Raw genomic sequence first — 15,801 nt, 5'->3', positions numbered from 1 at the left:
GCGCCGCTCGGGGTGAGCTTCGACGGCGCGGGGGTGAACATCGCGGTCGTCGCGCCGGGGGCGGACGCGGTCGAGTTCTGCCTGTTCGACGCCGCGGGCATCGAGACCCGCCACCGGCTGCCCGAGCGTGACGGCGGGGTGTGGCACGGCTACCTGCCGGGGGTGCGCCCGGGCGCGCACTACGGGCTGCGGGCCCACGGGCCGTACGACCCGGGCCGCGGGCAGCGGTACAACCCGGCGAAACTGCTGGTCGATCCGTATGCCCGGCTGCTCACGGGCACGCTGCGGGCCGACCCGGCGATCTACGGGTACGGCGGCGGCGATCCGTACGGACGCGACCCGGACCCGCGCGACTCCGCACCGTATGTGCCCCACTGCGTGGTCACGGACCCGCACGGCCACCCGGACGAGCACGAGCCGGGCCAGCCGCCGGCTGGCGGCGCACCCGGGCATCCGGCCGCGAACCGACCGGCGACGCCGTGGTCCCATACTGTGATCTACGAGGCGCACGTGCGGGGTCTGACCCGCCGGCACCCGGGGCTGCCCGAACACCTGCGCGGCACCTACGCGGGCCTTGCGCATCCGGTGATCGTGGACCATCTGATCCGGCTGGGAGTCACCGCGATCGAGCTGCTGCCGGTGCACGCCTCGGTCTCCGAGCCGATGCTGCTCGAGGCCTCGAAAACCAACTACTGGGGGTACAACAGCCTGGCGTTCTTCGCCCCGCAGGCCGCCTACGCCGCCAGCGCCGATCCGATCGCCGAGTTCCGGGCCATGGTGGCCACGCTGCACGCCGCCGGCATCGAGGTGCTGCTCGACGTCGTCTACAACCACAGCGCCGAGGGCAGCGAGCGGGGGCCGACGCTGTCACTGCGCGGGCTGGACAACACCACCTACTATCGGGTGGAACCGACCGACCCACGGCGCTACCGCGATGTCACCGGCTGCGGCAACACTCTCAACGTGACGAACCCGCATGTGGTGAAGCTGATCTGCGACTCGCTGCGTTACTGGGTCGCCGACATGGGTGTCGACGGGTTCCGCTTCGACCTCGCCAGTGCCCTGGCCCGTAACCCGGACGGCTTCGACCCGTCGGCCCCGCTGCTCACCGCCATCCACGCCGACCCGGTCCTGTCCACGGTGAAACTGATCGCCGAGCCCTGGGACGTCGGTGCGTACGGGTACCAGGTCGGGGCGTTCCCCGCGCCGTGGGCCGAGTGGAACGGCCGCTTCCGCGACACGGTGCGCGACGTCTGGAACGGGCGCACCAGTGGCGTCGCCGACCTCGGCTACCGGCTCACCGGCTCGTCCGACCTGTTCGAACACGGCGGACGTCGACCGTGGGCGTCGGTCAACTTCATCACCGCCCATGACGGTTTCCCGCTGGCCGATCTCGTCTCGTACGCGACGAAGCACAACGAGGCCAACGGCGAGGGCAACCGGGACGGCGACTCCGACAACCGGTCGGCGAACTACGGCGTGGAGGGCCCCACCGACGACCCGGCCATCCTCGGGCTGCGCCGCCGGGTGCGCCGCGGGCTGCTGACCACCCTGCTGCTGTCCGCCGGCGTGCCGATGCTGCTCGCCGGGGACGAGTTCGGCCGCACCCAGGGGGGCAACAACAACGGCTACTGCCAGGACAACGAGACGTCCTGGCTGAGCTGGCCCACCGCGCAGCTGCCCGGCGGCTCGCAGCCGCCCGCCGGTCCGGACCCGCGCGGCACCGACGATCCCGCGGGCAGCGATCCGCTGCTGACGCGGCTGGTCTCGGGGCTGGTGGCATTGCGCGACGAGCTGGGTTCGCTGCACCGCGACCGGTTCTTCCACGGTGGCGAGTCCGGTCCGGAGCAGCTCGCCGACATCACCTGGCTACGGGTGGACGGGCAGGTGATGTCACCGGCGGACTGGTGGGCCGCCCGCCTGGTCACCCTGGTGGCCCACATCGCCGGCACCCCCGCCGAGCGCACCCACCCCCCCGCCGACGGCGCGGGAGGCGACGAGCCGGGGCTGCTGTGCATCCTGCATCCGCACGGGGAGGACACGGTCGTCACGCTGCCCGGCGTGCCCTGGGCCGAACGGTTCGAACTGCTGCTGGACACCGCCGAGGACGATCTCGGCGGGTTCGCGGCGCCGCAGCCGGCGCCGCGGCGGGTGCTGGCCCCCGGGGCGCCGCTGGCCGTGTGCGCCCGCAGCGTCGTGCTGCTGCGGGCGCAGCCACCGGCGGCCACGGATCGGTGACCACCTACCTACCGCCGCCGGCCTCCGGCTGGCTGGGCGGGCCGGCTACGGATTGGTGACCAGGCCGAGTTCGGCGACGCTCGCGGCGAGCGGGTGGCGGGGCAGGACCCGCACGGTGTACCCGAACGGGCCGGTGCGCCCGAGCGGGATGGTGCCCTCGTAGCGCTGGGCGCCCTCGCCGTCCTCGACCTGCTGCAGCGACAGCGTGGCCGGGGCGGTGATCCGGTCGGCGAGGTCCACCCGGCCGTAGGAGGCGATCACGTCGACGTCGGTCGGGGCGAGCCCGCCGAGGTCGACCGTCGCCCGGACCACCAGCGACTGGCCCACCTGCGGCGTGTCACCGAGACCGGCGGAGTCGACGTTGAGCACCCGCACGCCCGACCAGGCCCCCCGCACCCGCGCCTTCCAGGCCGCCAGGTCACGCGCACCGGCCAGGCCGTCGGCGGCGGCGGCCCGCGCCGACACCCCGGCCGGCAGGTAGTAGCGCTCGACGTACTCCTGCACCATCCGGCTGGCCAACACCTGCGGGCCGAGCGTGGACAGCGTGTGGCGGACCATCGCCGTCCAGCGCCGCGGCGACGAGCCGGGGGCCTCCCGGTCGTAGAACCGGGTGGCCACGGTGTTCTCGATCAGGTCGTACAGCGCGGCGGACTCGATGTCGTCACGGCGATCGGGATCCTCGACGCCGTCCGCGGTGGGGATCGCCCAGCCGTTCTGGCCGTCGTACATCTCGTCCCACCAGCCGTCCCGGATGGACAGGTTCAGGCAGCCGTTGAGCGCCGCCTTCATCCCGGACGTGCCGCAGGCCTCCAACGGGCGCAGCGGGTTGTTCAGCCAGACGTCCGACCCGGAATACAGGAACCGGGCCATGCCGATGTCGTAGTCAGGCAGAAAGACGATCCGGGCCCGGACGGCCGGGTCGTCGGCGAACTGGACGATCTGCTGGACGAGCTGCTTGCCGCCGTCGTCGGCGGGATGCGCCTTGCCGGCGATGACCATCTGGATCGGCCGTTCGGGGTGCAGCAGCAGACGGCGCAACCGGTCCCGGTCACGCAGCATCAGGGTGAGCCGCTTGTAGGACGGCACCCGGCGGGCGAAGCCGATCGTCAGAATGTCCGGGTCGAACACCGACTCGATCCAGTCGAGTTCGCCCGGCGCCGCGCCGCGTTCGAGCCAGGAGGCCCGAAGCCGGCGGCGGACCTCGGCGACGAGACGTTCCCGCAGCACCCGGCGCGCCGCCCAGACAACGTCGTCGTCCAGGGTGGCGAGCGCGTCGAAGCCGGCGGCGTCGTCGCCGCGCAGACCCGGGCCGGCCGCCCGCTCGGCGAGGTCCAGCACGGTGCGCGACACCCAGGTCGGGGCGTGCACGCCGTTGGTGACCGAGCCGATCGGCACCTCGGCGGCGTCGAACCCGGGCCACAGGCCCGCGAACATCTCCCGGCTGACGATGCCGTGCAGTTTGCTGACCCCGTTGGACCGCTGGGCCAGGCGCAGTCCCATGTGCGCCATGTTGAACACGTTCGGGTCGGCCTCGACACCGAGGTCGAGGATCCGTTCTACCGCCACCCCCGGCCACGCGTTGTCCCCGCCGAAGTGCCGGGCGACCAGGTCGCGGGGGAACCGGTCGATGCCGGCGGGCACCGGGGTGTGGGTGGTGAACAGCGTGCCGGCGCGGGCGGCCTCGAGCGCCTCGTCGAAGCTCAGGCCCGTCTCGACCAGCTCGCGGATGCGCTCCAGGCCGAGAAAGCCGGCGTGCCCCTCGTTGGTGTGGTAGACCTCCGGCGCGGGCGTCCCGGTCACCGCCGCGTACGCGCGCAGGGCCCGCACGCCGCCGATGCCCAGCAGCATCTCCTGCAGCAGCCGGTGGTCGGTGCCGCCGCCGTAGAGCCGGTCGGTGACCCCGCGCTCGGCCGGCTGGTTGTCCTCGACGTCCGAGTCGAGCAGCAACAGCGGGACCCGGCCGACCTGCGCCTTCCAGATCTGGGCGTGCAGGGTCCGGCCCTCGGGCAGCCCGACGGCGACCTTCACCGGACGCCCGGCGGCATCGGTGAGCTGGGTCAGCGGCAGGCCGTGCGGGTCGATTCCCGGGTAGCGCTCCTGCTGCCACCCGTCCCGCGACAGCGACTGGACGAAGTACCCCGCCCGGTACAGCAGGCCCACCCCGATGATCGGCACGCCGAGGTCGCTGGCCGTCTTGAGATGATCACCAGCGAGAATGCCCAGACCCCCGGAGTACTGCGGCAGCACTTCGGTGATGCCGAACTCCGGGGAGAAGTAGGCGATCGCCGCGGGCGCGCCCGAGGCGTGCTGCCGCTGGTACCACAGGTCCGTGCTCAGATAGTCCTGCAGGTCGTCGGCAAGATCGGTCAGGCGGCGGACGAACCGGCGGTCGGCGGCCAGCGCCGCGAGTCGGTCATGGTCGACCTCGCCGAGCAGGCGGACCGGATCTCCCTTGGTCGCCCGCCACAGTTCCGGATCCACCGACTCGAACAGGTCGAGCGTCTCGGGATGCCAGGACCAGCGGAGATTCAGAACAAGTTCCCCCAGTGGAGCAAGCTGCTCCGGGAGCTGCGCACGGACGGTGAACCGTCGGAGGGCTCTCACGAAGTGGTGAGCCTAGACAGTCCGAGTGACGTCAGCACACGCGGGTTCGACCAGCGGGGTACGCTCGCCGAACAACTCGCCGCCCAGACGGCCGATCAGTCGCTTTCCTGCACGATTCGCCCGGTTGGAGCGCCCTGTTCGTCGTCAGCCGGCGGCTCATTCCTCGTCGTCGCGGGCGCCGCGCACCCGGTCGGCGATGACGGCCATGACGGCCGGGTCGCGCAGCGTCGTGACGTCACCGAGTTCCCGGCCGGCGGCGACGTCCCGCAACAGTCGGCGCATGATCTTGCCGGAGCGGGTCTTGGGCAGGTCGTCGGCCCAGATGATGCGCCGCGGCCGGGCCAGTTTGCCGATCCGCCGGGCGACATGGTCGCGCAGCTCCGCCTCGACGGAGGCGTCACCGACCCGGTCCCCGGCGAGCGTCACGAACGCGACGATCGCCTGCCCGGTCTGCTCGTCGGGTTCGGCGACGACGGCGGCCTCGGCCACCGCCTCGTGGGCGACGATCGCCGACTCGACCTCGGCGGTGGACAACCGGTGCCCCGACACGTTGATCACGTCGTCGATCCGGCCGATGATCCAGAAGTAGCCGTCGGCGTCGAGGCGGGCCGCGTCACCGACCACGTAGGTCGTCGGACCGAACCGGGAGAAATAGGTTTCGACGAACCGCTTGTCGTCCTTGTAGAGGGTGCGCAGCATCGACGGCCACGGCCTGGTGATCACCAGGATGCCGGTGCCCTCGGTGACCGGCGCACCGTCCTCACCGAGCAGCGCCGGGCTGATACCGGGCAGGGCCCGGGTCGCCGATCCGGGCTTGGTGGTCGTGACACCGGCCAACGGCGAGATGAGCACCGAGCCGGTCTCGGTCTGCCACCACGTGTCGACGATCGGGCAACGGCCGCCGCCGATGACCAGGTGATACCACAACCAGGCTTTCGGGTTGATCGGCTCGCCGACCGTTCCGAGCACCCGCAGCGAGGAAAGGTCATGACGCCCCGGATACTCCGGGCCCCACTTGATGCAGGTGCGGATCGCGGTCGGTGCCGTGTAGAACACGGTGACCTTGTATTCCTCGATGAGCTGCCACCAGATGTCACGATCCGGGTAGTCCGGCGCTCCCTCGTACATCACGGACGTCGCACCGTTCGACAGGGGTCCGTACACGATGTACGAATGTCCGGTGATCCATCCGACGTCAGCGGAACACCAGTACACGTCGGTGTCCGCGTCGAGGTCGAACACCATTCGATGGGTGTACGTCGCGCCGAGCAGATAACCGGCGGTGGTGTGCAGAATTCCCTTCGGCTTCGCCGTGGACCCGGAGCTGTACAGAATGAACAGAGGATGCTCGGCCGGTAGCGACACGGCCGGGCAGTGCGGGTCGGCCGCGGCAAGCAGCTCGTCGTACCAGATGTCGCGACCCGGCGTCATCGGCACCTCGCCGGGGTGCTCTCCCGGGCCACGCACGACCACGATGTGTGCAAGTGCCGGCAGATCCCCGAGCTCGGCGTCGACAGCGGCCTTCACCTCGGCCCGCCGGCCCTTGCGCCGCGCCCCGTCGACGGTGATGAGCACCTTCGCCTCGGAGACCTCCATCCGCTCCCGGACCGCGGACGGCGCGAATCCGCCGAAAACCACGTTGTGCACGGCCCCGATCCGGGCGCAGGCCAGCATCGCAGCCGCCACCTCGGGAATCATCGGCAAAAAGATGCCGACGACGTCCCCGGCCACCACCCCCAGCCCACGAAGGCCGTTCGCCAGCCGCTCGGTGTCGGCAAGTAGCTGCGCGTAGCTGACGTCGCGCCGCTCCCCCTCCTCCCCACGCCAGTGAAAAGCCACCCGATCGCCGCGCCCGGCGGCGACATGACGGTCCAGGCAGTTCGCCGAGAGGTTCAGCTCGCCGTCGGCGAACCAGGTGTAGAACGGCGGGTTGCTGTCGTCAAGCACCTGAGTGAATGGCTTTTCCCAGGTCAGCAGGTCGCGGGCGGCGTCGGCCCAGAACTGCTCGGAATCGGCGTTCGCTGCGGCCAGATCGGCCTCGACGGAGCGGCGGCGGGTGAACTCCGCCGGCGGGTCGAACCGCTCCACCGCCAACATGTCCTCAAGCGCGACTTCCAGGTCGGTCACGGTTCCTCCCACATCAGTGTGTCTGGGATCGGCTGGGTCCTGGGACCGGCGATGTCCAGGATCCGAGGCGTTCGGAGCCCGATCTACCCGAGACCCGAACTGTCCGGATCGGATCACCGGTCTACCACGAACGGTCGTGCCAGGGCAGCCTCGACTCCCCCACCTCGGCCGACAGTACGCAGCCCCGCCAGGCCCACATCGGCGTCCGCCGTGCCGTGCCGGTGTCGGCGCTGCGCCGGTGCCGGTGTCACATCCCGGTCGCACCGGTCGTGCCGCGTCGGTGCATGCCGCACCAGCGACCCCTTGACGGAGGCAATGTGTTCTTTCTGCCGGGTGTCTGCACGGCCGAGAGGACCGCTGTCTTCGCTACAGGACTCGACGTCCGTTTCGTCCCCAGGGAGGAGGCGGCAGGGCGGGCGGAAGGGAGGGTCAGAGTCGGGTGGTTGGCATGGGGTGGTCGGCATGGATGCGGTCCAGCAGGGCGGCGAGCAGTTGTTCGCCGGCGAGGCCGCCCGCGTCCGCGGTGATGGTGACGTGGGGGGCCGTCCAGGCGAGTTCGTGCAGTTCACCGTGCGCCGGTCGGACGGCGGCGTCGGCGGCGAGCAGCATCGGGATGTCCAGGACGGAGTCCCCGGCGGCCAGCTGGACGCGGGTGCCGGTGCGGCGGCGCACCTCGTCCACGGCCCGTTGTTTGGTCAGGGCGACGGGCACCAGGTAGACCTTGCGGCCCTGCTGCGACACCGACCAGCCGCCCGCCTCTGCCCGGGCCGTGAGCGCGGTGAGGTCGGGGATGTCGGTCCGGGCGTGCGCGACCACATAGACGAACAGGTCGTCGGCGGTGCGCACGAGGCGGGCCCAGCCGGCGGCGAACTGCTCGGCGTGCGCGAGCATCTCGGCCAGCGGCGCACAGTCGGTGAGATCCGCGGCGACGGTGGCCGCCCAGGCGGGATCCGGTTCGCCGTCGACGAGCAGGTGCCCACCGTTCGCGGCGATCGCGTACCGGGGTCGGATGCCCAGGTCGACCCGGCGGTACTGGGCGAGGGTCCGGGTGGTCACGGGGACCACGACGGCGACCCGGTCCAGCTCGGCGAGCAGCGTCAGTTCGCCGACGGTGGCATACGACTGCGGCGCCCCGTTGTACCGCTCGACCTCCACCACCTCCGCCGGCTCCGCGCCGGCCACCGGGCCCACCGTCTGGCCGCCCCCTGCTGGCAGGTCCTGCGCCGGTGAGGTCACCGGGACGGGCAGGAGCAGCGAGCGGGCGGAGAAGATCAGCGTCTTGTCCAGGTCGAGCGCGGCCAGGTGCACCGGCACCCGACCGGCGGCGGTCGGATCGGACCCCGTTCCGGGGCGAGCGTTGGTCACCGGGCCGGAATCTGTCACGGAGTCGGCGGGCGCCAGCGGGCGCCGGGGGTGTGGAAGGTCGTCGTGGCGCCGAGAGGGCGAACCAGGCCGACGCAGGAGAACGGCAGGTCGGCGCGCTCCTCGACCGGGACGCCACGGTCGGCGGCCAAGGCGAGCACATGGGCGAGTTCGTCCTCGCGGCCGGGGGCGACGAGGATGCGCCAGGGCACCCGGCGCAGCAGCACCCGGGTCGCCTCGCCGACGCCGGGCTTGACCATGACGACGTCGGGGATGTCGTAGTCGGCGGCGATGCGCTCCACCGCCGCCCAGCCCGCCCAGGTCGGCGTGCGGTCGGCGGCCCACAGGACCGGCCAGGCCGCGTCGACCTCGTCCGCGACCGCGTCGAACTGCGCCACGATCGTCTCGATGAAATGGCGGGAGAGGTCGTGCGGTGCCAGTTCCCGGTAGAACTTCGCGCCGTGGAAGTCGTCCGGGCCGATGTGCTCGGCGTTGAGCACGGTGCGGCTCACCAGGCCGCTGACGGTGGAGTTCAGGCAGGCGCTGGGGATGAGGAAGTCGTCGCGGGTGCCGTAGAGGGAGACACAGCGGGCCGGGTCCGCGAGCACGGCGAGGGTGTCGTCGAGACCGAGGCCGGCCAGGGCCTCGGTGAGGACCCGGGTCATCACGCCCTTTCCGGTCCAGCCGTCGACGAACTGGATCGCCGCCCGGTCGAACCGGTCGGTCAGGTGGCGCACGGCGTTCATGTCCACCCCCCGATCCTTGATCACCGAGATGGCGTGGTGTGGGACGTCCAACCCGTGCCGGAAGCCGTACCAGCGGCGCATCAGGATGCCGACCGGGGTGCCGGCGCGGGCGATGGAGACCAGCACCGGATGCGGCTTGGTGACCCGCACCAGCTCCGCGACCACCCCGGTGGCCAGTGCCACCCGCCGGGCCGAGCGCTCCAGGGCCTGGTGGTAGAGCTGCAGGTAGCTGTCGTCGGGCTGGTACTCGACCGGAAGGTCCTCGGAGTAGTGCCGGCCGGCCTGCATCGCCTCCTCCCGGTCCTCGGTGGGCCGTTCGAGGTCGACGTCGCTGAGGTCGGTGAGCAGGAACGTGACGTCCGCCGGGTCGTAGGATCCCGACCCGATCGTCTGTACTGGCCTGGTCATCGGTGTGGGGTGTCCCCTCGGAGGCGGGTCGGCGGCAGGTCGGCGGCGACGGTGAGCACGGTGACGGCGGCGCACGCGCGCAGCCGGGCGACGAGGCCGGACGGATCGGCGGTCGGGATGGGCGCGGTGGCGTCCACACCCGCATCGATGATCACGACGATGTCGTCGTACTGGCCGGGACGCACGTTGTAGACGTGGCTGGCCCGACGTGGGTCGTCCGGGGCGGGGAAGGTGAGCGCGCTGCGGATGGCACAGCCGTCGGCGTCGAGGGGATGGACCGGGGAGCGCGTCGTCGACTGGTAGCGGACCTCACCCTGGCCGCCGCGGGCGAGGGCCGCCGCGATCCGCATCGGTACGTACATGAACTCCTCGGTGCCGAGCACCAGGGTGCGCCCGCGCGGTTCGGTCAACGCCGCCCGCACGGTGGCGGCGAGCGGATCGAGCAGCGCGTCGAGTCGACGGCCGTCGCGCGACGACCAGCCGAACCGCCCGCCGTCGGGCAGATCCGCCGGCCAGGCAGCGGCCAGCCACCGTACCGACGGATCCCACCCGGCACCAGGCTGTCCGGCACCAGCCGGACCGGTCGGCCCCGCAGCGGTCGCGGGACCGGGATCAGGATCCGGGTCGGGGGGGGACGGGGCGAACCGGGCGCGGATGCGGGCCGCCCGCTCGGCGATGTCCGGGGGAACGGCGACGGTCGCGGCGATGAGGGACACGACGTCGATGCGCACCGCGAGTTCGGCGGCGAGCTCCGCGAACGCCGCCCGGGCGGGGGCCGGTCGGGCATCCACCAGCGCCGCCACCACATAGTGCGCCCGGGGGGCGTGGGCGTGCAGGATCCGGATCGTGCCCAGCGCGGTGCGTCCCGTGGACAGCTCGTCATCGACGAGGACGATCGGCCGGCCGTCGCGCAGGATCGCCGGGTCGCGCGGCACCAGCCAGTGGAACGAGGCGTGCGAGTGCGACTCGGTGAACTCCAGCACCGGTGACACGCCGGGGGTGTCGCGGCGGGTGGTGTGCAGGTAGTGGCTGCCCGGCAGGCCGTCGGCGACCGCATGGCCGAGTGCCGTCGCGGTCTCGCAGTAGCCGATGACCAGCGGTCCGCGCGCGACCACGGCCACATCCTCGATCACGGCAGCATCGACCGCGGCAGCACCAGCATCGACAGCCGCCATGGCCGGGATGAGACCGGGCAGGCGGCGGACCTGGGCGGCCAGCTGGCGGCCGGCGGCCAGGGCGACGGCCGGGTCGACCGGCAGGTGCTTGCCGAGCACCCGGCTGACCAGCAGATGCGCCCGACGCGGATTGCGCCGCAGGGCGAGGCCGACCAGGGCGTCCAGGCCACCCCCGGACTCGTCGGCGGTCACCTCGGTGACGAGACCGAGCTCCGACCACAGCCAGTCCGCGTCCGTAGCCGGACCTGCCGTGGTGGTCATCGGCCCGCTCCGGCAGGTTCGGCGGAGGCGCCGGGGGCGGCGGCGGCGGAGGCGGCGAGAACCTCGACGAAGGTGTCGCCCTCGCGCAGGACACCGAACGCGCGGGCGCGGCGCAACACCGCCTCGGCCCAGGCCCGGTGCGGGCCGAGTTCGTTCATCTTGTTGGCGTAGCTCGAGCGGCGCACCCCGCCGGCGTTGCCGGTCTGGGCGTTGCCGGTGAGGATCGACTCGGCGTCGGCGTACTCCTCCTGGCTGACGACGTGCAGGGCGTGCACGGCGGGGATGTGGCTGGGATGGATGACCGTCTTGCCGCACAGGCCGTTGGCCCGGTCAAGGACGACCTCGCGGATGAGCCGGTCGAGGTCGGAGGAGACCAGGGCGCTGCGCATCCGGACGGCCTGCTCCCCGTCGACACCCTCGGCCTGCTCGAACGGCGTCACCCGCAGGGAACTGACGAACAGCCGCTCGGCGGCGGCGAAGTACTCCCACACCGGGCCGGTGACGATGTGGTCACCGCCGCGGGCGCAGATGTTCACGATGTCGGCGATGCAGTCGCGCACCACGGCGATGTCGTAGATCGTGAGGTCGCGGTCCCGGCGCAGGCCGAACAGGCCGCACAGGTCGGTGGCACCGAGGCGGATCGCGAGCACCTGGTCGGCGTGCTTGTCCACCAGCCGGCGGACCGCGCCGAGCGCCTCCACCCGGGTCTCCCGGTTGATCACCGGGGGGCTCTCCAGCACCGGCATCGCCCACAGCGGCCGACCGATCGTGTCGGCGGCCCGCAGCACCGCCTCCAGCGCGACCTCACCGCCGTCCTCGGAGAACTTGGGCAGGACGAACCCGGCGAGGCAGGCTGCCCCGGCGGCGCCGAGCCGGCCGATGAGATCGGGAATCTGGTTCACGGCGCGGACCCGGACGAACAGCAACGGCATTCCGGTGCCCGAGCGCGGTGGGTCGTCGGCGAGGTCGCGCAGGGCGGTGACAACGTTCGCCTCGGCGAGGGCGACCTCGGTGTCGGCGATCGCGTCCTCCAGGCACAGCACCATGGACGTCACCCCGGCCGCGGTCTGGCGACGCACGTCCTGGGCGAGCCGGAAGCGGGTGCCGGGCGCGTAGAGGGTGGCGCCCAGCGCCGTGGCGAGCAACCGGCGGTCGCCGTCGGCGGGGATCTCCTCCGGTGGCCGGTGAAACAGAGCCTCGACCACCGGGGGGTCGAGGAAGGCGAAGTGGCGCACGCGGCGATCTCCTCGTCTCCCGCGGCGACGTCACCCGACCCATGTCCTGACCGTCGTTCGGTCTGGCACCCGGGGTCCCATCGCCAGGCGCCAGACCGAAGCCGACAAGATCGTGAAACGTCGCGTTTGGGGTGACGGTACCCGTCCACCCAGGTCCGGCGACAGACCATGACAGTCATCAACCAGATGACATTTTTCTGTCACCCTATGGTCATTGTCGCGCCAGCTGCCGATCCGAACGATGCCCACCGCAAAAAGCGGGGCCACCCCTGCACATCGGCAGGGGTGGCCCCGCTGTCACCGGCGCGTCGGGGACCCGCGCCGGCCGGGATCAGCTGGCGAGATCAGCCCGTGCCGGTGCCGAACAGGGTCTTGTACTCGGCGGCGGACTTGGGGTTCTGACCACCATTCATGATCGTTGAGCAGACGTTGCCGGGGGCGGCGTCGGCAAAGTAGGCGTCGTAGCCCATCGCCGTCCCGGCCGACTTGAACGTGTCGTACATCTTCTTGATGTAGAAGGGGTTGTCCCCACCGCCGTCACCGGAGCAGGACGCCACGCCCCACTCGCCGACGCCGACCTTCTTCCCGTGCTGCTGGGCGAACCGGATCACGTAGCACAGGCCGTTGACGTCCTCGCACTGCTTGTTCCAGGTCGCGTCGTCCTTGGACGCCGGGAAGTGGTCGTAGGAGTCGATGCCGACGTAGTCGACGTACTGGTCGCCGGGGTAGGCGCTCCACGGGCTGTTGCCGCTGGGCACCGGCGAGGCGTGCGCGTTGAACGTCCAGTCGATCTTGACCTGCGGGTCGGTGGAGCGGATCGCGGCGGAGATCTTCTGGAAGCAGGTCTTGAACGCGGCTGCGTCCGAGTCGCTGTGCCAGTACATGAAGGTGCCGTTGAACTCCCAGCCGATCCGGACGATCGAGTCGGCCCGGTTGTGGGCGACCAGGGAGGTACCGAGCTTCTTCCACTGGTCGTCATAGGCGCCCGTGGCACACTCGCCGTTGCTGCCCTGCCCCTGGGGGTAGGTCGGCTCGCTGATGAGCAGCTTGCCGGGGAAGGTCTTGAACTGATCCATCAGCGAGGTCGGGTCGACCAGGCCGCCCCAGCCGGCGGTGCGGGTGGTGTAGACGTGCACCAGGTCGTTGGGCCGGCCCCGCCAGTTGCCGAACTGGGTGAGCGAGGCCAGCTGGTGCGACTGGTAGCCGGACATCCAGGGCAGACCGGACTGGGTGCCGCGGGTGTCTCCGGCGCCGCTGCCGGCGACCGCGCCGGACGACGTGCCGCCCGCGGTCGCGGTCTCGGCTGCCGCCGGCGAGGACGCGGCCGTGGCCGGCGAGGGAACGGCGGGCGTCACGGTCTGCGGCCCGGTCGTCTCCGGGGTGACCGGGCGGGTGGTCGGCCTGGCCGAGGGCGTGGGTGCCAGCGTGACCGAGGGAGTCGCGGCGGTCGGGCGCGGGACGTCCGCCGTGCTCTGGTCGGAACTCGCTGGTGAGGCCGTCGGGGATGCGACCGCGGGCCCGCTCGGGCCGGCGGCGGTGCTGCCGGCGGACCCGACGGGGAGGTTCGGTAGCGGTGGTGCGGTCTTGAACTCTTCTGCGGCGGCCTGCGGGCCGACGACGTCGAGGGACCCCGTGGCGCCGGTGCCGCCCTGGGTCGCCTTGACGTTGACCGCGCCCTTGAAGTCGGGCGGGACGCGGAAGCCGAGGATGAACCGGCCGTCGGTGTCCGAGCGGATCAGCGCGCTGCCACCTAGCCTGGTGGTCTGGGCGGCGACCGAGACGTCGTTGTCGGGCGCGAAGCCGCGACCGCCGACGAGCACGATGTCCTCGTCGAACAGGACCAGCGCGATACGGCTGGTCGCGCTCGGAGTCATCGTGGTGAGCGGAACACCGGGGACGGGCGTGCTACCGGACGGCGAGGCCGAGGCACTCGCCGAGGCGGCGGTGTCGACACCCGGAGTCGAGGCCGGGGCTGGGGTGGACGTGACCGGCGCCGCGTTCGCGGGCGAGATGGTCGCCTGGAGCAACCCCACGATGAAGACCGTGGCGAGCCCGAGTCGGGTGCCGGTACGGACGGGTCGACGGGACGGACGGGATCGTCGGTGGGCGGCACGGGAACGGCCCGGCCCACCTCGGGACAAGGGAGAGACCGGGCGGCCGACCAGAGGGGTAGGTCGGCGACGAGGGGTCGAGGCCATGCTCGCGCGCTGCCTTTCGGTGAGGGCGTGAGTCGACACACCCATCGGGCACGCCACCGATCGACCTACCGAACCGGGCCGCATCACGACCGCCGTTGGAACGTCCCCTCCGCGCTGGCCGCAGCATGCGACCGCTCAGCGTTCCCTTCGGGTTCGACAGCACGACGTTGTGCCGCCGAACGGGCTGCACAGGGCTGCCCGTTCGTGATGCCGGCCGACCCTTGCCACGCGATCGAGACGGACCGACAGGTGCTCCGATCCGATGTCAGACACCCATCAGATCGGTACTGGAACTGCATGTGATGGGACCAATCGTAAACGCAGCGCAGGCGTCGAGGAACGCCGCTTGGGCGAATACTTTCCGTGGTAGCACCATCATTGCCGATCTGGCACGACATCTCCACATATGATCTACATAGGGACTACACAAGATCTATGGATTCACTCCACACGCCCGATTATGTGATCCCTGTGGGATCGATGCCCAAACGTGGGGCCCAGCGCTGGCTCCAACGTCCGCCTGACCGGGCGGCCGCCGGCAGCGGGGCGGCGGGCGGCCGCAGCGCCGTCCATCGGGTCAGCGGACGACCAGATCCTCGTCGGCCGGCTGCGCCACGGCCCATCCACTCGGGTGCAGCGCCGGTAGCAGGCGCACCCCCCATGGCAGTTGGGCGCCGTCCAGGGTGACGTCGATGGTCCGGGTCACCGCCTGGTCCACCGCGGCGAGCCGGGACAGTTCATGTGCCTCGGCGGCGGCCCGCGGCGGTGCGGTGCCCGGCCGCGCGTAGAGGACCAGCTCGCCGACCGGCCCCGAGGTGTGGACCTGCACCCGCATGGTCCGTCGCCGCCAACCGGAGCGGCTCACCGAGTAGGTGACCGTGGGCAGCACCGATCCACCCGGCGCGCTCTCCCCCGACGTCGCGGTACCCGGGCGCGCCGCCGCGGTGAACGTGGCTCCGGCGCCGAACGCCCGCGCGATTCCGATCGCCTCCGTGGCGCCCAGGGTGCTGGCGGTGTTCGGATCCGCCCCGCCGCCGGCGACCGCTACCGGCGGAACCTCGGGAAGCGGCCCTGTGGTCGACCCGGTCGACCCGGTCGGAGCCAGCGCCATCGCCATCGCCTCCGACGGCGGCATGCCCTCCACCGGTGCCGCCGCCATACCCGCGGACGCAACGGTACCGGTGGGCACCACGCTGCCGAGGGGCACCGCCGTACCCGATGCAACGGCGGTGTCAGCTGGCCCGGCTGGACCAGCCGGTGCGAAGTAGCTGGCCGGCGTCGGCCCGGTGGCCGGGCCGGGTGGCATGGTCGTCGGGTCGGCCGGATCGTGCGGGTCGGCGGATGCGGCGGGATCGTCGCGGGTGGGCAACGGGCCGCTGGCGGTCGGGGGTGGCGGGAAGCCGGCGGGACGCCGCCGCGGCAGGGTTCCGCCCGACATCCCGCCACC

The 15,801-nt window shown here is 71.9% G+C and carries 8 protein-coding genes and 1 pseudogene; 1 reads left to right on the top strand and 8 read right to left on the bottom strand.

Annotated features, from left to right (window positions below; all coding sequences use genetic code 11):
• Positions 1 to 2,238, top strand: a 2,238-nt coding sequence (glgX, locus tag ND747_RS12880) for a glycogen debranching protein GlgX (RefSeq protein WP_251733764.1), incomplete at its 5' end; no start/stop codon positions are given.
• Between the two features lie 45 nt (positions 2,239 to 2,283).
• On the opposite strand, the gene glgP is transcribed toward glgX, so the two are convergent.
• From glgP to ND747_RS12840, 8 genes and pseudogenes are all read right to left on the bottom strand, one after another.
• Positions 2,284 to 4,842, bottom strand: a complete 2,559-nt coding sequence (gene glgP / locus ND747_RS12875; RefSeq protein WP_251733763.1) for an alpha-glucan family phosphorylase — start codon at positions 4,840 to 4,842, stop codon at positions 2,284 to 2,286.
• A gap of 156 nt (positions 4,843 to 4,998) precedes the next feature.
• Positions 4,999 to 6,939: an acetate--CoA ligase gene (gene acs / locus ND747_RS12870; protein WP_251733765.1), complete on the bottom strand. Its 1,941-nt coding sequence runs from the start codon at positions 6,937 to 6,939 to the stop codon at positions 4,999 to 5,001.
• Between the two features lie 459 nt (positions 6,940 to 7,398).
• Positions 7,399 to 8,334, bottom strand: a complete 936-nt coding sequence (locus ND747_RS12865; protein WP_251733762.1) for a sucrose-6-phosphate hydrolase — start codon at positions 8,332 to 8,334, stop codon at positions 7,399 to 7,401.
• Positions 8,335 to 8,348: 14 nt separating this feature from the next.
• Entirely contained in the window at positions 8,349 to 9,485 is a 1,137-nt protein-coding gene (locus ND747_RS12860; protein WP_251733761.1) for a cysteine protease StiP family protein, read from the bottom strand.
• The gene (locus ND747_RS12855; protein ID WP_251733760.1) at positions 9,482 to 10,921 is read right to left on the bottom strand and encodes a phosphoribosyltransferase family protein; all 1,440 of its coding nucleotides are present in this window, start codon (positions 10,919 to 10,921) and stop codon (positions 9,482 to 9,484) included. The genes ND747_RS12860 and ND747_RS12855 overlap by 4 nt, the downstream gene beginning before the upstream one ends.
• A complete protein-coding gene (locus ND747_RS12850) occupies positions 10,918 to 12,156 on the bottom strand; it encodes an HpcH/HpaI aldolase/citrate lyase family protein (protein WP_251733759.1) in 1,239 nt (412 codons plus the stop codon). Before ND747_RS12850 ends, ND747_RS12855 begins: the two co-directional genes overlap by 4 nt.
• A gap of 344 nt (positions 12,157 to 12,500) precedes the next feature.
• The gene (locus tag ND747_RS12845) at positions 12,501 to 14,189 is read right to left on the bottom strand and encodes a glycosyl hydrolase (protein WP_308204619.1); all 1,689 of its coding nucleotides are present in this window, start codon (positions 14,187 to 14,189) and stop codon (positions 12,501 to 12,503) included.
• 742 nt (positions 14,190 to 14,931) lie between these two features.
• A pseudogene (locus ND747_RS12840) lies at positions 14,932 to 15,801 on the bottom strand (zinc ribbon domain-containing protein); the annotation flags it as partial.

This window comes from Frankia sp. R82 (assembly GCF_023716925.1).
Classification (GTDB): Bacteria; Actinomycetota; Actinomycetes; order Frankiales; family Frankiaceae; genus Frankia.
The sequence above is the reverse complement of the archived record's forward strand: the minus strand, read 5'-3'. Positions and strand labels throughout refer to the sequence as shown.